Below are 21,297 nucleotides of genomic sequence, written 5' to 3'. Positions count from 1 at the left end.
AAAAAATGTAACTCAGTATAATTAGCGTGTTTATGGGTGTTAAATTAAAAAACGGCAACACAAGTTGTCACCGTCGATAGAGCCTTAAACATTATCTTTTATTTGCCAAAATAACCAACACCGTATGGTATTACGATTAAAGCACATAATTTAGCTCAACCTATATTTATAATAGACTGAGCTAAGTATACATCTCATGTATATGAGGTTAACACTAGCTTATTTCAAGGCTAGTGTTAACCCTTGTAGTAACAAGTGTTCAACTAGTCGGCAAGTGTCATCATTTCAATCTGATACCCAAGGGCTTTTAATTGAGGTACAACGGTGGTTTTATCACCCACCACCAGCATTACCATATCATTGATATTTAATAACTTACTGGCAAGTTTGTTTAACTCATCTGTCGAAATGTTTTTCACAATTTTGTCTTGCTTAGCCGTAAAGTTTTTATCGAGCTGATAACGTTGGATCATTCTTAGAAAACCGGCTTTTTGATACGGGGTTTCGTATTCTAATGCCTGGCTTTGCGCAATCGAACTGCGCATAAAGGCACTTTCTTCGTCGGTCATACCCGACGCTTGGTATGCATTAATTTCGTTAACAAACTCAGCTAATGCTAACCCTGTTACATCGCTTCTTACGCTAGCATACGCCATAAACTGACCGGTATCTTCTGCGCCACCAAACTGAGTACGCGCACCATAGGTGTAACCTTTATCTTCACGCAGATTAAGATTAATACGGCTATTAAACGCATCTCCTAATGGGTAGTTCATCAAATAAGCTTTAAAGTAATCGCCTGTTGCATCATACGGTAACGACACTTGGCCGATATTAATCACCGACTGTGCCGCACCAGGTTTATCAATCAAATAAATAGTGTTTTTAAGGTGTGTTGGCAATGCTGGCAGTGCTGCAACCTGAGTCGCCTCGCCTTGCCATTCATTAAATATCGACAACTTAGGCATTATTTGTTGTTGATTTAAGTCTGATACCACAACCATTTGAGCATTACCTGCACGGTATTGCTGTTGGTAAAATTGCTTTACGTCATCTAGCGTTAATGCCGATATTGATTTAATCGTACCATTACTGCTGATCCCTAATGGACTATTGTTGCCATATAACAAGGCAGCAAAACCACTACGGGCTAGATAGTTAGCATCGGACATTTGATGTTGCAAACCTTGCAACTGCTGTTGTTTGACTCGTTCAAAGTCTGCAGCAACAAAACCGGGACTGAATAAACGCTCTTTAACGATGGCAAGCGTGGCATCTAGGTTTGCCGTTAAACTCGACACTTTAAGGTAGCTTTGTGAATCGCTGGCGCCAAAACTAATCGACGAGCCCAGCATATCAAGCGCCCCAGCTAAATCTTCGCTGCTGCGTTGCGCACTCGACTCATTAAGCATAGATGCGGTTAACTCAGCAAGACCCGCCTTATTATTGGGCGTTAAACGATGGCCGCCATCCAAATAAATAAGCAATTCAACCGTTGGTGTTTCGTCACTTTCAGTGCCCATCACTTTAATGCCATTTACCAGCTTGCTGTCCCATAATTGCGGCACTGTCAGTATCGGGGCCGCGGCTGATGCCGGTATTTTATTGCGATCAAATGAAGATTTAGCGAAAGTGATATCAGATAATCCGGTTACCGCTTCTTGCGCGATAGGCAAAGTAGTCGGTTCAAAATTATCCGCGTGGGCGATTAATTGTGTTTGTCCTTCTGGCACAATACTCATCACCACCATTGGCTTATTTTTAATGTAGGTATTAAATACCCGCATTACATCGGCTTTGGTGACATTAGCATAACGGGCTAAATCCGCAGCCACCATGTCTGGCTTACCAAAAAAGGTTTGATTAGCGGCAAGTGTAGAGACTTTACCGGCGACACTTTGCATGCCAAAAATAGTGTTGGCTTCGAACTGTACTTTGACTTTTTGCAAGTCATCGTCGGTTACGCCACGTTGTTCAAACTCACTGATAGTTTGATTTATTTTAGTTTCAAGATCAGCAAGACTGCCACCTTTACTCGGGTTCGCGACAGCGTAAAGAGATAACTGACAAGTAAGCTCTTGGCATGGATGACTTACCGCAGCTTGGACCGCATAACCATCTTTGACCAAATTTTTATAGATAAGTGACGTTTTACCGCCACCGAGAATATTAGCGAGCAAATCGAGTGCAGCTTCGTCTTTATGTTGCGCGTAAACAGTGGGGAATCCCATGTAAATTAGCGGTAAATGTACTTTGTCTTCCATCGATATATAACGGGTTTTATCCAATGTCACCATGGTTTTAGCTTCAGGCTTAACCGTAGGCCCGGCTGGAATTTCACCAAAGTATTTATTTACCCAAGCCAGCGTTTGCATCTCATCAAAGTCGCCACCAATGGTTAAGGTCGCATTGTTAGGCCCATACCAACGTTGAAAAAAATGTTTAACATCATCAACTGTGGCGCGATCTAAATCATCTGGCCAACCAATAACAGGCCAAGAATATGGATGACCCGCTGGATAAAATGCTTGGTTAAAACGTTCATTTAAACGGCCATAAGGACGATTATCAATCCGTTGTGCACGTTCATTTTTGACGGTTTCACGTTGCACTTCGAATTTTTCACTCGTGAGGGCGGGCAGTAAAAAGCCCATACGGTCAGACTCTAACCAGAGCATTTTCTCTAGTTGATTACTTGGCACAGTTTCAAAATAATTGGTTCTGTCGGTATTGGTAGTGCCGTTTAATGTTCCGCCCGCTTCAGTAACTACTTTAAAATGCTGTTCATCACCAACGTGTTGTGACCCTTGGAACATCATGTGTTCAAATAAATGTGCAAAGCCACTGCGACCGGCTAATTCACGGGCTGAACCGACATGATAGGTCACATCGACATGAGCTAATGGGTCTGACTTGTCTTGATGTAAAATCACGGTTAAACCGTTGGCTAACTGATATTTTTTATAAGGAATGCTAACTTGATTTTCTATCGGCGTGGCGTTTTCAATTAAGGTAACGCCTTGGGGCAAACTCGACGACTGGTACCCATCATATGCGCAGCCACTTAACGCTGCACTGATGGCCGCTGCTAATATCCATTTATTCAAATTTAGTTTCAAAATCGACTCCTTCCTTAAAACAAAAAAACCATCGTTGCAGAAGTAACGCGGTATCAATACTCAAACGTATACGTCATCAGCAATACAATGACGCTATAACGTAATAATTTACCCATAAACATAAATAATGAGGCGGGCAAGATAGGTATTTTTAACCATCCAGCCAGTAAACATAGCAAATCACCGATTATCGGTAACCAAGATAATAATAGGGCCCACATACCATATTTTTCTATCCATGCGAGTGCATAGCGGTATTGACGACGTTGAATATCTTGTGGATTTTTAGCTAACCGCCCTGCTCGACCAAGACCATAACTGGTTATCGCACCAAGCGTGTTACCAATAGTGGCCAGTATTAATAATTCGAACCATAAAGATGGCGTTTGATTAAGTAATGCCACCAGTAACACTTCTGAGCCGCCAGGCAAAAGCGTTGCAGCGAAAAAGGCGCCGCTGAACATTAACCATAAACTCGTCATCGATAAATCTTATTGTGCACTAGCATATTCATTCCAATGACTATTCATTTTATTTTTATCGTACCTTCACAATGAATATCTGCACAGCACAATATGAAGATATTGAACGCGATAAATCTTAAATTAACTCACCAGTATCTCAAGAGTGCTTTAAACACTATACAGATACACAATCACGATACCGTTCATTGTGACGTAAACATGCAAGGTTACCCCACTCAATATACAAAAATTGAGCAACAACAGCGCGAATACGTTAATGAATAGTAAAAAAACTTAAAGTTATAATAACAAATTTAGTTATTCATATAAGTTATAATAAAATAACGTTGTTTGTCATTCGCTCACTTCATACAATGCGATTAATGTTTATTAACCTCAACGGGTTTATTAGGACATTATTTAGCGTAAATACTTCGCATAGTCCTAAAAAACTAGACAGTAATACAGCGTCAAATCGCCATTGTAGGGTTTAGCTTTTAGTAATTAATCACTCATTAGTGAACTAATGGGTCACGTACAACGATGTTGCCTAATCATATTTAGCGACGTCACAATGACATAATTTGGAACTTTCATGATATTGCAAACGCTCAAACGCATCCCTTTTTGGCAGAAAGTCATTGCAGGTTTTGTTTTAGGAACACTCACTGGTGTCGGATTAGGCGAGTCAGCCGTGATGTTAAAGCCTCTTGGCGATCTGTTTATCAGTGCCATTAAAATGCTGGTTGCTCCTTTGGTATTTTGTGCCATTGTGGTGAGCATTACCTCTCTGGGCTCGCAAGGTAATTTAAAGCGTTTAAGTTTTAAAACTTTAGCCATGTTTATGTTTACCGGCACCGTTGCTTCATTTATTGGTTTAACTGTCGGCAGCCTTATCGACATGGGCGGTAACCTAGCCTTAGCCACATCGGAAGTCCGCGAACGTGATATCCCAGGCTTTGCTCAAGTTTTGCTCAATATGATCCCAGTGAATCCATTTGCCTCGCTAGCCGACGGTAATGTGCTTCAAATCATTGTCTTTGCCGCGTTAATTGGCATTGCCATTAATGCTGTAGGTGAGAAAGCAGCACCGTTAAAAAATGTCATTGAAGCCGGTGCTGAAGTGATGTTTCAATTAACGCGTATGGTATTAAAATTAACACCAATTGGTGTATTTGGTTTAATGGCCTGGGTTGTGGGTGAGTACGGCTTAAGTACATTATTACCATTAGGTAAGTTTATTATTGCGATTTATATTGCCGCGTTAATTCATATTATCTTTGTGTATGGTGGTTTAGTTAAATTTGCTGCGGGTTTAAGCCCACTGCAATTTTTCCGTAAAGCCATGCCAGCCCAGATTGTGGCCTTTAGTACCGCATCAAGCTTTGGTACTTTACCTGCCAGCACACGCAGTACCGAAGCGATGGGCGTGTCCAAACGTTACAGTGCTTTTGTACTGCCACTCGGCGCAACCATGAACATGGACGGTTGTGGCGGTATTTATCCTGCTATTGCGGCCATTTTTATTGCGCAAATTTATGGTATTCCGCTCGATATGACGGACTACATGTTGATTGCGGTAACGGCAACGGTAGCGTCTGTCGGCACAGCAGGAGTTCCTGGTAGTGCGATGGTGATGTTAACCGTGACTTTGGGCGTGATAGGCTTACCACTGGAAGGTATTGCCTTTATCGCAGCCATTGACCGTATTATTGATATGATCCGCACGGCAACTAACGTGACTGGCGATATGATGACTGCGGTTGTGATTGGAAAATCGGAAGGCCAATTGGACGTAGAGCAATTTTACTCAGATGAAAAACCGGTTGAGCAAACCGCTTAACAATATTTTCATTGTATGGTTTGACCTAAAATACCTTGATCATTTTTAAACAAGCCAGCACTTTTTAGTGCTGGCTTTTTAGTGTCAATCGTCAAAAAAGATAAACGCCCATAAATGAGTGAAGGCTATTGAGCTAACGCTGGAATGACTTAAATTGGAAAAGTGCTCCACATCCAAAAATCTAGGTCAACAGTCGTCTACATCAGAAACGATCTACGTTGAACCCGACAGTTTCAATCCGATAATGCCAATAACAATTAACAGTAGACTCACTAATCGAATCAATGTGACTGACTCATTAAACAATACCATTCCTAGTATTGCAGTCCCTACCATTCCCACTCCAACCCAAATAGCATAAGCCGTTCCAACGGGCAACGATTTCATCGCAATGCCCAGTAGCCCAACGCTAATCAACATGGCGACAATAGTACCGACGCTTGGCCATAAACGAGTAAAACCTTCGCTATATTTAAGTCCTATCGCCCATACAATTTCAAATAATCCCGCTACCACCAAAATAAACCAAGACATACACACCTCTGTGTTACGGGGCCGTCCCCGGATGAAATAGAGAGGTAAGGTCGTCCTCACGTCACATAAACAGATATCGGTATCACAAAAACAACCTAAGCCATTATCTTGTGATTAGGGCATTCACTGAGTAGGTTGCGATCTACTATTGGTACATTTTACCCTGATGCATCAACCAACCATTAAGGTGGCGGCCATTAGGATCGTCATGAGTCCAATGCACTACGCCGCCTTTGTTATTCCATTCATACACACCGTAAAATTGTATCTCATCACCGACCGATATCGCATCAATCCGTGGCGCCAAATCAATATTATGTGCAATTAATACGGTGAACGAAGAAGATATTTTAACAATTAATCTTTGATGTCTAGCACCTTTATTGTCATCTGGTAGCAGTTTAACCACGGTTCCCAGACCTTGTACCTGAACATTTTCCTGCTGATGCTCAAATGCTTGCTGGATGAGTGCATTGTTATTTTGGGCTACAGAATATTGCACTGTGGAGTTAGATTTGAGTGCGGTGGTTGATGTATCGGTGAATGATTCAGCCACACTATATTGCGGTAAAACGAACCATTGATATGACGAAAAAATTATAACGAGTAACGCGAGCCATTTTTTCATGTGTTGTGCTTTCCTTAGCCTAATTAACAAGATAGTTAAACAGATATTATACGATAACAACCCAAAAGGAACACTAGATAGTGAAGATGGTGATGATGGTGATGATGGTGATGATGGTGAGCATGCATTATGACTAAAGTTCTTTAGATTACAAATTGATTATGCAGGCAGTGAATTTTATCTAATCCAGTCTAATTTAGCACCGTTAGAGACCACGGATTAGCAGCAATTTTAGGCTCTACATAAGATAGTAGCAGGAATAGTTAACTGACTTGGTTGAGCTTAGGAGGGTAAATAGATTTCAAAACTGGACACAAAAACGCAATGTAAAAAAGATTAAAGCGAGTATCAATTGATACTCGCTTTTTTCACTAGCTTGCCAAATTAGAACTTAGCGTTTGCCCAAAGCCACACTTTATCAGTATCAACTTTACCGGCTCCAGCATCGCCTGCTGAATAAGCGGCGTATTTAACACCTACGGTATAATTTTTATCAATTGGTAAACTGAATACGGCGTCAATTTCGTCGCCTAAATCGTTTACCGTAGCGCTAGATTCGTCAGCTTCAAAATCATGGTAAACCAACGCCCAATTACCACCAACAATACTACCACCAATAGACACATAGGTATCGGCTAGCCCTTGGGCTGGCGTCCCTAAAAATTGATCAGACCAACCATTAAATGCGTGTAAAGTGGCAAGCGGTGTTGCAAAACCATATTCACCATTATCAGACCCAAGCAGCTCGTATCCTAACTTGACGGTCAGCCCGCTAAAACCTACGCCAACTTCGCCCAATAAATAATCAGCAGAATAAGATGTAGTTGCGGTATCGGCATCTTGTGTGGCGTATTCTACCGTATAAAGTAGTTTGATTTTGTCGATATCTTTAGCACCAGCAAAGCGCACGCCATAGGTGTCAACGCCGTTATCAAGGTTGGTATCTTCCTCAAGCAGATAGCCGTAAGCACTTAGCTTACCCAAGCCTAAATTATATGATGCATTGATGATGTGATCTTTTGAATCTATGTCTTTTATTTCTGCAAAAATACGGTTGCGCTTGTAGATATAGCCATAGTCAACGCTAAAGTCATTCATTGCATATTGCATAGTAACGGCATCGAATGTTTGGCGATCTTGACGCCAGCCAACATGGCCGATAAAACGTTGGTTATCGATAGCAATAACTTGACGCCCAGCTTTAGCAGTAAAACCATTACGCTTGTATTGTAAGAAAGCCTGGTCTAATTCAGTTGTTTCAGGGTCTGCAATCACAGAGTAATCAGCATTGTTGCCAATCGCGTCATTATAATCATTAACCCCTGCTAAGCTGCGTGAATCCTCAAACTCAACCAAAGCTGTTAAGCCGTAATATTCAGCGGTAGCAAAGGTTAAACGAGTCCGAAGTGTCAATGCATCAGCATCTTTTAACGCATTGTCTTGATCGACAGATTCATAACGCAAATTCAAATCTACATTTGCTGTTCCCTGAGTCACTGCATCAGCGATTGATGTGACTTTAACATCCGCAGCAGAAGCATTTCCCATAGCCAGTAATAGTGAACAACTAAGTACTGATAAGGCACATTTTTTTGTAAAGGCAGAATTTAGGCAAGCCTTATCCGCAACTTGACTCGCAAGCAGTTTTTTATTCATCTTACATCCCAAATAGTTATTTTAAGTTAAGTTATCAACACGCTGTAAAGCGTAACAGTGCGACTAGCAAACTAACTGTTGCTTACTTTAACGGCTTCATTAATTGGTGTCTGTGATTTATCTTGCATTTTAAATACTTGTTTAGTTGCTGACAGTGATTCTATCTTGCGTTGTTTTTCATACAGGAACTTAAGTACCTCAGAACGCAGTCGGTTGTACTCAGTATCTTGAGCTAACGCTAGGCGGTTTCTTGGCCTTTGAAGGTCGACTGTTAAAATTTCACCCACTGTGGCTTCTGGACCATTAGTCATCATGACAATTTTGTCAGACAACAACACAGCTTCGTCTACATCGTGGGTAATCATAATCACGGTATTATTTAACTGACTTTGGATCTCCATTAACGAGTCCTGCATGTGTGCTCGTGTTAACGCATCTAATGCTCCAAATGGCTCATCCATCAGCAACACTTCCGGTTGCATAGCAAGCGCCCTTGCAATACCGACTCGTTGTTTCATTCCACCAGAAATCTCTCCTGGACGTTTATGCATAGCATGATCCATCTGCACTAATTGCAGGTTATGTTCAATCCACTGTTTCATTTCTGTTTTGCTCATCTTGCCAGCAAACACTTGTTTTACAGCAAGCTCAACGTTTTGATAGGCACTTAACCAAGGGAGTAACGAATGATTTTGAAATACCACCGCCCGTTCAGGTCCTGGCGCTTTAACTTCAGTACTTTTTAAAATGACCCCACCAGAGCTGGCTTGGTATAAACCTGCAACAATATTCAGTACGGTCGATTTGCCACAACCAGAGTGACCAATCAAAGAGATAAACTCGCCTTTATTTATCTTCAAATTCACGTCTTTAAGCGCTGTAAAAGATCCTTTAGGCGTGGGAAAAACCATATCAACGCCGCTAATCTCTAAAAATGTGCTCATGTTGTTACCCTCATTGATCCCAAGATACCCAATGCTGTAAGGCCAGAATGCCTCGGTCTAATAAAAAGCCAATAAAGCCAATCACAACCACCGCGGCCATAATTCGCGCTAATGAATCAGAACTACCATTTTGAAATTCATCCCAAACAAATTTTCCAAGCCCCGGATTTTGCGCCAGCATTTCCGCGGCAATCAATACCATCCACGCGACCCCTAGGGATAAGCGCATACCGGTAAAAATCATTGGGATAGATGCTGGTAAGACGATTTTTTGCACATGGGTTATTGCCGATAACCGCAATACTTTGCTGACATTGATGAGGTCGCTGTCGATACTCGTCACGCCGATTGTAGTGTTGATAATCATTGGCCAAACACTGCACAAGGTGACCGTGAGCATGGAGTTAATAAATGATTTAGACACTAGCGGATCCGGCGAGACATACAGCGCACTGACCACCATGGTAACTAAAGGCAACCAAGCGAGTGGCGATACGGGTTTAAAAATTTGAATAATGGGGTTAATTGCTGCCTGCAAACTGCGGCTTAACCCCATCCAAATCCCCAATGGAATAGCAATAATGGCCGCTAAAATAAAACCACTCATGACGGTAATTAGACTAGTGACAATTTGATCCCAAAAAGTTTCTTTACCTGTGTAAGCACGTACTTTGGCGACATAACTTGGATCGTTAGCAACACGCGCCTCATTTCGTGTTTCTTGACGTTGATAAAAAGCCTCGGCCTTTTCGCGCTCAGTTATATGCTCCTGATACAAATTGTCAAATTGCGACACGACAGCAACCGGTCCCGGAAACTTACCTAAAGAGGTTTCAATACTATTAGCTGTCACCGCCCACAGAGCTAAAAATATCGCAATGCCGATAAACGGTAATAGTATCGCCCTACTTAACTCGGCTATTTTCAGCATAACAACTGCCATGTTGCCTCGTTCAATTAAGCGATTTTGTGCAATAGAATAAAGACTGTTCATCCAAGACTCCTTAACGGGTTGTTACAGCTTGTCGCCTTGCTTTAATCCAATTACAAATGAATTAATGTAAGCATTAGGCTTGCTGCCGTCATAAACTAAGTTATCAATAAAGTGAGTTTGCGGTGCTTTGAAACCGGTTTCTTTACTGAAATCTGGAAAGTCAGCTGCGGGGATGAGCTTATCGTCGATGAGTGATTGCGCGGCTTTAGCATAAATATCTGGACGATAGACTTTTGCGGCGATGTCTTTATACCAATCGTCAGATTTATCTTGTTCAATTTGGCCCCAACGGCGCATTTGAGTTAAATACCAAATCGCATCTGAGTAATATGGATAAGTTGCGTGATGCCTAAAAAATACATTGAAGTCTGGAACCGCGCGCTTATCGCCTTTTTCATATTCGAACGTACCCGTCATACTATTAGCAATCACCTCATAGTCAGCACCAACATAATTAGATTGAGACAGTATTTTTACCGCTTCTGGGCGGTTAGCATTGTTATTGTCGTCTAACCATTTAGCGGCGCGGATCAACGCACGAGTAAGGCGTATAGTGGTATTTGGATATTTTTCGGCAAACTCGGCTGTAATACCAAACACTTTTTCAGGATTATCTTTCCAAATTTCATAATCGGTCACCACAGGTACACCAATGCCTTTAAACACAGCTTGCTGATTCCAGGGCTCACCAACGCAATAGCCATTAATTGTGCCCGCTTCCAGTGTCGAGGGCATTTGTGGGGGCGGAGTTACCGACAGCAAAGCTTGTGCATCAATCTGCCCTGATGTATCTCCTTTATGAGGTGCGTAAAACCCAGGATGAATCCCACCAGCGGCTAACCAGTAACGCAATTCATAGTTATGTGTAGAAACCGGAAACACCATACCCATATTAAATGGCTTACCAGCCGCTTTAAATTCTTCTACTACGGGCTTTAGTGCATCAGCTTTAATGGGATGAACGGGAAAACCGTCTGCCTGTTTAGCAATGTGCGGCTTCATTTTGGCCCAAACGTCGTTTGATACCGTAATCGCGTTACCATTTAAATCCATCGAAAATGGGGTAATAATGTGCGCTTTAGTACCGTAACCAATTGTTGCAGCAATTGGTTGACCCGCTAACATGTGGGCCCCATCTAATCGACCATCAATCACACCATCGAGTAACACTTTCCAATTTGCCTGCGCTTCAATCGTGACGTATAAACCTTCTTCTTCGAAATAACCTTTTTCATAAGCAACCGCAATAGGTGCCATATCAGTTAATTTGATAAAACCAAACCTGAGCTCTTCTTTTTCAGGAAAGCCCACTTCGGCACTTACAGTGTTGATACACAAACTTGCCCCAATACTGACCCCCAGTAATAAAGACTTAATCTGCTGAGTTAACGATATTTTCCAGTTCATATTATTTCCCCGTGATGAAAATTGACAATAAAAAAAGGCGCTTCGGATATCCATTTAGGAATATCTCGATAGCGCCTTTGCTAAAATTGAATTTATTAAATACTATTTATCAGTCAGTTAGTTGTAAAATTGATAACCTGTACTGTCTAAAAAGACTGGATATGGCTCATCAAATATACAACCTTTGCTATCCATTTTTCATGCCAAAACATTAACAGGTTGATTTTGAATAACTTTAATTTTAACAATTAAATAACGTAATGCTACTACAGTGCAATAAAACAGTTTAAGTGCACCAATATGCATCAAAAGAGGTATAAGTAATTTTGTACCAGTAGATAAAAACAAAAAAGCCAACGCAAAGGCATTGGCTTTTGAATCATCTGGTAAGTTTTAGCCTAGTACTGCCAGCAAAACACCTGCAGCAACAGCACTGCCTAGCACACCTGCTACGTTAGGTCCCATAGCATGCATGAGTAAGAAGTTTTGGTTGTTAGCCTCTAAACCTACCTTATTCACTACTCGTGCAGCCATTGGCACAGCAGAAACGCCTGCTGCACCGATAAGTGGGTTAATTTTTCCGCCAGAGAGCTTACTCATTAATTTAGCCATCAATACCCCAGAAGCAGTACCAATACTAAACGCAACCGCGCCAAGGATTAAAATACCTAGCGTTTCGATACGCAGAAATTGATCTGCTGATAGCTTAGACCCAACAGCAAGACCTAAAAAGATAGTCACTATGTTGATTAACTCGTTTTGCGCCGTTTTCGATAAACGATCCACTACGCCCGATTCGCGCATTAAATTGCCCAAACAGAACATGCCAATTAATGGGGTTGCTGCAGGTAAAAATAAAATGGTTAACCCTAGCACCATCAGTGGAAAGATAATTTTCTCTTTCTTACTGACTTCACGCAATTGTTCCATTTTAATTTCACGTTCGGCTTTAGTGGTTAGCAGTTTCATGATCGGCGGCTGAATTAATGGCACTAACGCCATGTATGAGTATGCAGCAACAGCAATAGCACCTAACAATTCAGGCGCTAGTTTAGAGGCTAAGAAAATTGCCGTTGGACCATCTGCTCCACCAATAATGGCAATAGCTGCAGCATCTTGCATACTAAACTCGAACCCAGGTACCCAATTTAAGGCAATAGCACCAAGTAAAGTGGCAAAAATCCCAAATTGCGCCGCAGCCCCTAACAATAGTGTTTTAGGGTTAGCAATTAGCGCACCAAAATCAGTTAATGCACCCACCCCCATGAAGATGAGTAATGGGAATACCCCAGTCTCAATCCCGACATGGTAAGCGTAATACAGTAAGCCACCTTCATCGGTAAAACCTGCATTAGGAATGTTGGCTAATATGGCGCCAAATCCGATAGGTAATAACAATAACGGTTCGAATCCTTTAATTATCGCTAGAAATAACAATAAACAACCAACAGCCATCATTAGCAGTTGGCCACCAGTAAAGTTAGCGACACCCGTTTCAGCCCAAAAAGCCAATAATCCTTCCATTTCGACCTCTTATGCTAATGACAACAATGTTGAACCTACAGTTACACTGTCACCCTGCTTAACCGCTAACTGAGTTACAACACCATCTTGTTGAGCACGAATTTCGGTTTCCATTTTCATCGCCTCCAGGATAATGATCACGTCACCGGTTTTAACCGCTTGACCATTACTGACTAACACTTTGAAAATATTTCCCGATAACGGCGCGGCCATGGTGCACTTAATCTCACCCGTAGGCGCTGAGGCGACCGTTGCAGACGCTGCCGTAATAGGTGCAGCTGATGCTGGCGCGATGTGACCAATCTCACCACCTTCACTCACTTCAACCACAAAATGTTGACCATCGACATCGACGGTATAGGTTTGTGGGCCTTTATCGGCTTTCACTTGTAAATCATCTGCACTTGGGACAGGTTCAAACGCATCCGGATTGCCGCGATTTTTAAGAAACTTAAGACCAATTTGATTGAACAACGCATAAGTCATTACATCGTCATCTGATTCTGCAGCTAAACTAAAGCCCTGCTCTTTGGCGGCTTCGGCAAGCTCGACACGTAACTTATCTAATTCTGGTGCAATTAAATCGGCTGGACGACACGTAATAGGCTGTTCGCCTTTTAGCACTCTGGCTTGTAGTTCTGCATTAACTGGCGCTGGCGTCGCACCATATTCGCCTTTTAGTACACCTTCGGTCTCTTTGGTCATCGACTTGTAACGCTCACCCATCAGCACATTGATCACCGACTGTGAGCCAACAATTTGCGATGTTGGGGTAACGAGAGGTAAGAAACCAAGATCTTCACGTACCCGCGGGATCTCTTCAAGCACGGCATCCATTTTGTCTGCTGCGCCCTGCTCTTTTAATTGATTTTCCATATTGGTTAGCATGCCGCCAGGTACTTGAGCACGTAAAATACGTGAATCAATGCCTTTTAGTGCACCTTCAAAACGGACGTATTTTTTACGCACTTCACGAAAATAGGCTGCTATCTCTTCTAGCAACACCATATCGTAACCGGTTGCCCTGTCGGTATCTTCAACCATTGCCACTAACGTTTCGGTAGCGCTGTGGCCGTAGGTTTGGCTCATTGAAGATATTGCGGTATCAAGCACATCAACGCCCGCTTCAATCGCTTTTTGATATGTAGCGCTGCTTAGGCCCGTTGTAGCATGACAATGCATCGACACCATTAAGTCCGTTTGTGATTTTAAGCGGCTAATGAGGTCATAAGCTTGCATTGGCTTAAGTAAACCCGCCATATCTTTAATACATAAAGAATCTGCGCCCATGTCTTCTAGGCGTTTAGCCATATCAACCCAAGTATCAATGTTGTGAACAGGGCTAGTGGTAAATGAAATGGTGCCTTGGGCATGGCCGCCCACGTTTTTAACCGCTTTAACCGCGGTTTCAAGATTACGGACATCATTCATTGCGTCGAAGATACGAAATACATCAACGCCATTGGTATGAGCTCGTTCTACAAAACGCGTAACGACATCATCAGCATAATGTCGATAACCTAATAAATTTTGGCCTCGAAGCAACATTTGTTGCGGGGTATTAGGCATGGATTTTTTCAATTCGCGAATACGATCCCATGGATCTTCGCCTAAATAACGAATGCATGAATCAAAAGTTGCGCCGCCCCAAGACTCAAGTGACCAGAAGCCTACTTTATCTAATAACGGTGCTATAGGTAACATATCGTCAATACGTAAACGTGTTGCCAATAATGATTGATGTGCGTCACGCAGGACGACATCGGTTAATGCTAATGGCTTGCTCATAATGACTCCAAATTTATTTCGCGCGGTATTGATGTATCGCAGAGGTAATAGCGGCAACCAGCTTAGGGTCTAAGACGGTATGTTTAGGCACATTAGCACTTACCGTTGCTAGCGTAGGAACCTCTACTGGGGCCGGAAAAAGCTTGGCAACAATACCAATACCGATGATTAAGATACTCAAAAAAATAAATACTAAGCCCATGCCCATTACCATAATGCCTAGCGCATCGGATAACTGCTCAGATATCGATGTCATGTGTCCTCACTTTATCTGTTAAACATCAAACCAATACGTTGACTATTCTGTACCGTCCCTCAATGTGCTATCACGGTGCAATGTCACAAAACGTGCACCAAGACAACAACATCCTTAACGACTACAGACATAACTTGACTACTCAAAAAGCATAAATATTCAAAATCAACGCTTATTCAATGAAGGTGTATTTCATGGTAAAAACCGCAAACTGAGTTTGTAAACCTAAAATCCTGTCACAAAATATAAACAATTTACACCAACAATGCTATCTTTTTGTAAATTGGTCTTACCAAAATAGAGAGAGCCAATTAAAAAAAATCAATAAAATATAAAAAAAATGATAATAACCTGATGAATCATCAATAAAATCACTATATTCACTTTAAAATTAACAAATTCATAATTCAATGATAAAAATCACTCACACTTTATTGGTTTAACAAATTGATGAAATAGATGATTAAACATGACATGAGTAATAAGTGAATAAAGATGTGAAAATCAAATTTTTATGAGATAAAGCGGTTGCAGTAAGATGAGAAAGACAATGAAAATTAAGCAAAAAAAAAGCCCTGCATTGATGCAGGGCCTTTTTATTATGGTGCGCGTGGGAGGAGTCGAACCTCCGACCGCCTGGTTCGTAGCCAGGTACTCTATCCAGCTGAGCTACACGCGCAAAATCGGTAAAACAAGCCATTCATAAATAATGCTATCGTCTGCACTTCATGTGCGTGACGTTATTTAATGAATGGCGGAGAAGGAGGGATTCGAACCCTCGATGGGATTTAAAGCCCATACTCCCTTAGCAGGGGAGCGCCTTCGGCCACTCGGCCACCTCTCCGCAATATATGGTGCGCGTGGGAGGAGTCGAACCTCCGACCGCCTGGTTCGTAGCCAGGTACTCTATCCAGCTGAGCTACACGCGCATAAATTGGGTTTTTAGTGAAACATGAAATGGTGCGCGTGGGAGGAGTCGAACCTCCGACCGCCTGGTTCGTAGCCAGGTACTCTATCCAGCTGAGCTACACGCGCATTCATGTTTAACACTTTAATAGATAATGGTGCGGATGGGAGGAGTCGAACCTCCGACCGCCTGGTTCGTAGCCAGGTACTCTATCCAGCTGAGCTACATCCGCATCGTATATCTATTGTAAGAAATGGCGGAGAAGGAGGGATTCGAACCCTCGATGGGATTTAAAGCCCATACTCCCTTAGCAGGGGAGCGCCTTCGGCCACTCGGCCACCTCTCCGTTTCTTGGCGCACATATTACTGTTTGATGAAAATAAGTCAAACCCTTTTTAGGAAACCTAACTTCATTTGGAGTGTTTTTAAGCACATTGGAGATAATAGACTCAAATCTTGATGAAAACAGTCGTTTTTTGATGAATATTCTTTTTAATTTACAGACATAATCTCATTAAACCTCTGTTCGTCCGACAAGCGTTTTAAGGTTTTTAACCAAAGATATAATTAAACACATCGTTGATTTAAACAACTTAGCCTAGTCATTGGGTAATTTATACTCACTATTACAATTCAACATCATATTAACCAATATCGACAATAGCCGCATAATGCCATTTAGGAAGGTTAATTTGCTATAGCTTGCACGAGATTACGATGGGATTTGTATTGATCAACGATTCCCATTACAACGCTATAATCAAGATGAATTAAGCACATTTAAATAATGACTCGTTAAAAAAAATGGTTTGATACCAATTGTTAGCTACAAATAGCATCCAGTGATAATTCAACACGAGTAAAATAAATACGTTAGTCAGATGGTAAATAAATGACGACTCATTTATGGATGCGTTTAACAAACTGAATCAGTGTGTTAAAAAGTGCTTTGTGAGAGCCTCATTCATTCCACTTCAGTCTTGTATCAACTTAAGGGGAAATTGTCCTGCTTACACCAACAACCTTAAATTGGAGCTGTGAGGTACTCTACGCTAGAGCTAATGTAACCTCAACGCAGAATAACAGATGGGTAAATTGATAAGCGTAGAATGTTTACTGGTCACTCATATTTAAATTGACTCGTTATTATTTGAATTTGGTTCTAAATTTAGCTCTGTATTTGGGTTAACCCAGCGAAATGACACGTAACTAGCGGGTCTTTTAATTGAAGCAATCGCATAAACAAAGGACAGTTTGATGACAGTGAAAATTCCGAGCAGAGGTTAACGAATAAGGGCTGATTAAACTAAAGCGGTAATGCCACTGCAATACAAAAACAAAAAAGCCAGCAAATGCTGGCTTTAATGATATCGACATCATCTGTCGAAATTAGTAATTACCACCTTCAGAAGGGGTACCTGACTTCTCAGACTGAATACGTTGGTAGATCTCTTCACGGTGAACAGATACTTCTTTAGGTGCGTTAACACCAATACGTACCTGATTACCTTTAACACCTAACACAGTAACGGTGACTTCATCACCAATCATTAATGTTTCGCCTACTCGACGAGTCAAAATTAGCATTCGATTGCTCCTTTAAGTTCAATCTGCATAACACGCTTTGTCCGTAATATGCGCTCATTATAAGGTCTGCTTTACATAAAATCATAGTATCAATTGGTGAATACATCAGTTTATAAAGCAAATTCTCTTAGGAAATCATAAAACTTGACGATTAGTCGTCTTTTAAAAACGAGATCAACCGTAAATTATTCATATTCACGATATAAGACTCCGTTACTAAACAATCCAATACGGCAAACCAATAACAAAAACGATAGGAATTGAAAACCAATACAACATTAGAGTACTACATATAAGTACAATAATAAGCATTGCCCAACGCTAGCAACCCTTTTAAACGCTTTTACTGTTAGCAAGTTAGTTCACTATGCCAAATCTATTCATAGCACTCAAGTCATAAAGTCGCATATCTTAGACTTTATGACTCAATTGCCAAAAAAACGCTAATCTACAGATTTTATTAACTTAAACGTTCGTTTACCCAGGGCTCTACAAGGGCTAATGCTGCGGCTAGATTCTCAGGTTGAGTACCGCCAGCTTGTGCCATATCAGGACGACCACCGCCCTTACCGCCAACATGCTGTGCAACCATTGCGACTAACTCACCCGCTTTGACCTTCTTGGTTAAATCGTTGCTGACTCCAGCAATTAAATTAACTTTACCGTCTTTAGCAGTACCTAGCACAATAATCGCAGACTTTAGCTTTTGCTTCAGCTCATCCTGTAAACCACGTAGTGAACCTGGGTCAATACCATCAAGTTGTTTAACTAAAAGTTTAACGCCATTGATTTCTACCGCATCACCGGCCATATCAGCACTGGCCGCAGCAGCTAACTTATCTTTTAATTGAGATAAATCTTTTTCTAATTGCTTCACTTTATCTAGCTGAGCTTTTAACTTAGCGACTACCGAAGCACTATCTGATTTTAGTAGTTGTGCAGCCTCATCTAACATGGCTTGTTGATCAGCAATATAAGCCATTGCAGCAATACCTGTTACAGCTTCAATACGACGCACACCGGCAGCAATACCATTCTCAGAAGTGATTTTAAATAAACCGATATCTCCAGTGCGGCCAACGTGAGTACCACCACACAGTTCGATAGAGAAATCACCCATAGTGACAACACGTACTTGGTCATCGTATTTCTCACCAAATAGTGCCATTGCACCTTTTTCTTTGGCTTCATCAATGCCCATTTCAGTGGTACAAAGTTCATGGTTACGACGAATTTGGGTATTAACTAAATCTTCGACAGCCTTCAATTCTGATGGCTTAACCGCTTCAAAATGAGCAAAGTCAAAACGTAAACGTTCAGGATTAACAAGTGAACCTTTTTGAGACACATGTGAGCCTAACACTTGACGTAATGCAGCATGCAATAAGTGAGTAACAGAATGATTTAATTGCGTACGATGACGTAAGTTTTTATCCACTTGTGCGGTTAACTGCTGGCCTATGACTAACTGACCTTGAGCTAATTGACCTTGGTGACCGGTAGCTGCACCAAACTTTTGAGTATCGGCAACGGCAAATACTACGCCTTCAGCTGTCAACTGGCCTTTATCACCAACCTGCCCACCAGATTCAGCATAAAATGGTGTGTTGTCTAATACTACGACAGCATCCTGACCCGCTATCACGGTATCAACCGCTTTACCGTCAACATATAAAGCAATCACGTTTGGCTGACCAGTTAACTCGGTATAACCGCTAAATGAGGTTTCTGCATCGATAATTAATTGGCTATTATAATCAGCGCCAAAGTTGCCTGCAGCTTGTGCACGGCTTCTTTGTTCAGCCATTGCTGACTCAAAGCCAGCTTCATCAACGTTAATATCACGTTCACGACAAACATCTGCAGTTAAATCGACAGGAAAACCATAGGTGTCATACAGTTTAAATAAGGTGTCACCATCTAAAGTATCACCTTGCAAGCTATTCAACGCGCCGTCTAAAATAACTAAACCGCGCTCAAGAGTGCGAGCAAACTGCTCTTCTTCCGCTTTTAAGGCTTTTTCAACAATAGCTTGAGTTTGTTTTAAACCAATGGCGGCATCGCCCATTACGCTTATAAGCGTTGGCACAAGTTTGTAGAAGAATGCGTCATGAGCACCCAGCTTGTTACCATGACGAACTGCACGACGAATAATACGACGCAACACATAACCACGACCTTCATTTGATGGCATAACACCATCAGCAATTAAAAATGCACATGAACGAATATGGTCAGCAATAACACGCAGAGATTTATTTTCTAAATCAGTTACACCGATAATTTCAGCTGTTTTGGCAATAAGTTGTTTAAAAATATCGATTTCGTAGTTTGAATGCACGCCTTGCATAATCGCAGCAATACGCTCAATACCCATACCAGTATCAACAGAAGGTTTTGGCAATGGCAACATTTCACCGTCGGCCTGACGGTTGTACTGCATAAATACAATGTTCCAAATTTCAATAAAGCGGTCACCGTCTTCTTCAGGCGTGCCAGGACGGCCACCCCAAATATGATCACCATGATCGTAGAAAATTTCACTACAAGGACCACAAGGACCGGTGTCACCCATCTGCCAGAAGTTATCTGACGCAAAAGCCCCGCCTTTGTTATCACCAATACGGATCATGTTTTCCGCTGGCACGCCTATTTTTTGAGTCCAAAGATCATATGCTTCATCATCTGTTTCATAAATAGTGACACATAAGCGTTCTTTTGGCAGTTTGAGTGTTTCGGTTAGGAAGGTCCATGCAAAACGAATTGCATCTTCTTTGAAATAATCGCCGAAACTAAAGTTGCCTAACATTTCAAAAAAAGTATGGTGACGAGCGGTATAACCCACGTTATCTAAATCGTTATGTTTGCCACCTGCGCGCACACAACGTTGTGAAGTTGTCGCTCGGGTGTAATTGCGTTTATCCATGCCGAGGAACACATCTTTAAACTGGTTCATACCCGCATTGGTGAATAACAGTGTTGGGTCATTTGTGGGAACAAGCGAGCTGCTATCAACAACCTGATGTCCGTTATCTTCAAAGTACTTTAAAAAAGCGCTTCTTAACTCTGCTGTAGTCTGAAACATGAAATGGCCCTGAATATAGAAAATACGAAAGTAACGAGCTTGGCATGCAAGCCTGTAAATGTAAGCATTATATACTGAATTTACGTCAACATGCGAGATGAGTGGCTCGATTATCCTCTGAGCATAAACCGATAATAATAGTTATTGATAAGCGATCTCACCGACTAAGGTTAACTAAGCTCAACTCGAGCTAATAAACACCTCCCGAACAGCCCGTTACCCAACTAACGACGTTAAATTCACAGGCAATTGGCTCGTTGCTGGCGGTAAGACTGCCTTGTGAGTAAGCAAATGGTCAGCTTGAGATTGCAGATTAATAACAAACCTTTGTTGTCGAGTGTTAGGTCTGTTATCCACATTTGAAGTGAGCTCAATGCCCTCTAATTTAACCAGATAAACCTCCGCTATCACGATAAAAAGAGCGTGGTTAGGAGTAACACATTAGCTTTTAAACCAATTGAAAAAGGTAACTGCAGAACTAATAGATTTTTTGGCAAATAGTGTGATTTAAAATGCTAAATAATTCAGAACTAAATCATTAAAAGTATGGGCATTAAAGCT

Annotated in this window: 14 protein-coding genes and 6 tRNA genes; 1 reads left to right on the top strand and 19 read right to left on the bottom strand. The window is 41.5% G+C overall.

All coding sequences use genetic code 11. The annotated features are described in order from the left end of the window. Positions 1-263: 263 nt before the first annotated feature. Together H5125_RS04390 and H5125_RS04385 are read right to left on the bottom strand one after the other, a co-directional pair. Positions 264-3,107 carry a pitrilysin family protein gene (locus tag H5125_RS04390; RefSeq protein WP_182743639.1) on the bottom strand — a complete coding sequence of 948 codons (2,844 nt, stop codon included), beginning with the start codon at positions 3,105-3,107 and terminating at the stop codon, positions 264-266. Positions 3,108-3,172: 65 nt separating this feature from the next. Next, complete coding sequence (locus H5125_RS04385; protein ID WP_101085598.1) at positions 3,173-3,601, bottom strand: YqaA family protein; 429 nt, start codon at positions 3,599-3,601, stop codon at positions 3,173-3,175. A 577-nt stretch (positions 3,602-4,178) separates the two neighbouring features. On the opposite strand from H5125_RS04385, the gene H5125_RS04380 reads away from it, so the two are divergent. Next, complete coding sequence (locus tag H5125_RS04380; protein ID WP_182743631.1) at positions 4,179-5,426, top strand: dicarboxylate/amino acid:cation symporter; 1,248 nt, start codon at positions 4,179-4,181, stop codon at positions 5,424-5,426. Positions 5,427-5,639: 213 nt separating this feature from the next. Here H5125_RS04380 and sugE read toward each other — a convergent pair whose 3' ends face one another. The 17 genes from sugE to alaS form a co-directional block, all read right to left on the bottom strand. Continuing rightward, on the bottom strand, positions 5,640-5,960 hold the full coding sequence (sugE, locus tag H5125_RS04375; protein WP_101085602.1) for a quaternary ammonium compound efflux SMR transporter SugE: 321 nt from the start codon (positions 5,958-5,960) through the stop codon (positions 5,640-5,642). Positions 5,961-6,105: 145 nt separating this feature from the next. Beyond that, a complete protein-coding gene (locus H5125_RS04370; RefSeq protein ID WP_182743630.1) occupies positions 6,106-6,588 on the bottom strand; it encodes a DUF3465 domain-containing protein in 483 nt (160 codons plus the stop codon). Between the two features lie 384 nt (positions 6,589-6,972). Next, entirely contained in the window at positions 6,973-8,136 is a 1,164-nt protein-coding gene (locus tag H5125_RS04365; RefSeq protein WP_162024291.1) for an alginate export family protein, read from the bottom strand. 179 nt (positions 8,137-8,315) lie between these two features. Next, positions 8,316-9,188 carry an ABC transporter ATP-binding protein gene (locus H5125_RS04360; protein WP_182743629.1) on the bottom strand — a complete coding sequence of 291 codons (873 nt, stop codon included), beginning with the start codon at positions 9,186-9,188 and terminating at the stop codon, positions 8,316-8,318. Positions 9,189-9,198: 10 nt separating this feature from the next. Then, a complete protein-coding gene (locus H5125_RS04355) occupies positions 9,199-10,131 on the bottom strand; it encodes an ABC transporter permease (protein WP_197708419.1) in 933 nt (310 codons plus the stop codon). A 72-nt stretch (positions 10,132-10,203) separates the two neighbouring features. Beyond that, a complete protein-coding gene (locus H5125_RS04350; RefSeq protein WP_101085610.1) occupies positions 10,204-11,589 on the bottom strand; it encodes a CmpA/NrtA family ABC transporter substrate-binding protein in 1,386 nt (461 codons plus the stop codon). Between the two features lie 393 nt (positions 11,590-11,982). Then, entirely contained in the window at positions 11,983-13,113 is a 1,131-nt protein-coding gene (locus H5125_RS04345; RefSeq protein WP_101085612.1) for a sodium ion-translocating decarboxylase subunit beta, read from the bottom strand. 9 nt (positions 13,114-13,122) lie between these two features. Beyond that, the gene (oadA, locus tag H5125_RS04340; protein ID WP_182743628.1) at positions 13,123-14,901 is read right to left on the bottom strand and encodes a sodium-extruding oxaloacetate decarboxylase subunit alpha; all 1,779 of its coding nucleotides are present in this window, start codon (positions 14,899-14,901) and stop codon (positions 13,123-13,125) included. A gap of 13 nt (positions 14,902-14,914) precedes the next feature. Then, the gene (locus tag H5125_RS04335; protein WP_101085616.1) at positions 14,915-15,157 is read right to left on the bottom strand and encodes an OadG family transporter subunit; all 243 of its coding nucleotides are present in this window, start codon (positions 15,155-15,157) and stop codon (positions 14,915-14,917) included. Positions 15,158-15,759: 602 nt separating this feature from the next. Beyond that, a tRNA-Arg gene (locus H5125_RS04330) sits at positions 15,760-15,836 on the bottom strand. Positions 15,837-15,909: 73 nt separating this feature from the next. Continuing rightward, positions 15,910-16,001, bottom strand: a tRNA-Ser gene (locus H5125_RS04325). A gap of 8 nt (positions 16,002-16,009) precedes the next feature. Beyond that, positions 16,010-16,086: transfer RNA gene (locus tag H5125_RS04320), tRNA-Arg, on the bottom strand. 29 nt (positions 16,087-16,115) lie between these two features. Further along, positions 16,116-16,192: transfer RNA gene (locus tag H5125_RS04315), tRNA-Arg, on the bottom strand. Between the two features lie 27 nt (positions 16,193-16,219). Further along, positions 16,220-16,296, bottom strand: a tRNA-Arg gene (locus H5125_RS04310). Between the two features lie 22 nt (positions 16,297-16,318). After that, positions 16,319-16,410, bottom strand: a tRNA-Ser gene (locus H5125_RS04305). Between the two features lie 1,043 nt (positions 16,411-17,453). Continuing rightward, positions 17,454-17,651 carry a carbon storage regulator CsrA gene (gene csrA / locus H5125_RS04300; protein WP_011636538.1) on the bottom strand — a complete coding sequence of 66 codons (198 nt, stop codon included), beginning with the start codon at positions 17,649-17,651 and terminating at the stop codon, positions 17,454-17,456. A gap of 460 nt (positions 17,652-18,111) precedes the next feature. After that, entirely contained in the window at positions 18,112-20,736 is a 2,625-nt protein-coding gene (alaS, locus tag H5125_RS04295) for an alanine--tRNA ligase (protein WP_182743627.1), read from the bottom strand. Positions 20,737-21,297: the final 561 nt, after the last annotated feature.

Source organism: Shewanella sp. SR44-4, assembly GCF_014163715.1.
GTDB lineage: Bacteria > Pseudomonadota > Gammaproteobacteria > Enterobacterales > Shewanellaceae > Shewanella.
Note: the sequence above shows the minus strand (reverse complement) of the source record. Positions and strands in the feature narration are given on the sequence as shown.

Coding starts and splice junctions, on each gene's coding strand:
- H5125_RS04385 (WP_101085598.1), bottom strand. CDS start 3,601: ATGACGAGTTTATGGTTAATGTTCAGCGGCGCCTTTTTCGCTGCAACG.
- H5125_RS04350 (WP_101085610.1), bottom strand. CDS start 11,589: ATGAACTGGAAAATATCGTTAACTCAGCAGATTAAGTCTTTATTACTG.
- H5125_RS04380 (WP_182743631.1), top strand. CDS start 4,179: ATGATATTGCAAACGCTCAAACGCATCCCTTTTTGGCAGAAAGTCATT.
- H5125_RS04370 (WP_182743630.1), bottom strand. CDS start 6,588: ATGAAAAAATGGCTCGCGTTACTCGTTATAATTTTTTCGTCATATCAA.
- H5125_RS04335 (WP_101085616.1), bottom strand. CDS start 15,157: ATGACATCGATATCTGAGCAGTTATCCGATGCGCTAGGCATTATGGTA.
- sugE (WP_101085602.1), bottom strand. CDS start 5,960: ATGTCTTGGTTTATTTTGGTGGTAGCGGGATTATTTGAAATTGTATGG.
- H5125_RS04355 (WP_197708419.1), bottom strand. CDS start 10,131: ATGGCAGTTGTTATGCTGAAAATAGCCGAGTTAAGTAGGGCGATACTA.
- H5125_RS04365 (WP_162024291.1), bottom strand. CDS start 8,136: ATGGGAAATGCTTCTGCTGCGGATGTTAAAGTCACATCAATCGCTGAT.
- H5125_RS04345 (WP_101085612.1), bottom strand. CDS start 13,113: ATGGAAGGATTATTGGCTTTTTGGGCTGAAACGGGTGTCGCTAACTTT.
- H5125_RS04360 (WP_182743629.1), bottom strand. CDS start 9,188: ATGAGCACATTTTTAGAGATTAGCGGCGTTGATATGGTTTTTCCCACG.
- alaS (WP_182743627.1), bottom strand. CDS start 20,736: ATGTTTCAGACTACAGCAGAGTTAAGAAGCGCTTTTTTAAAGTACTTT.
- csrA (WP_011636538.1), bottom strand. CDS start 17,651: ATGCTAATTTTGACTCGTCGAGTAGGCGAAACATTAATGATTGGTGAT.
- oadA (WP_182743628.1), bottom strand. CDS start 14,901: ATGAGCAAGCCATTAGCATTAACCGATGTCGTCCTGCGTGACGCACAT.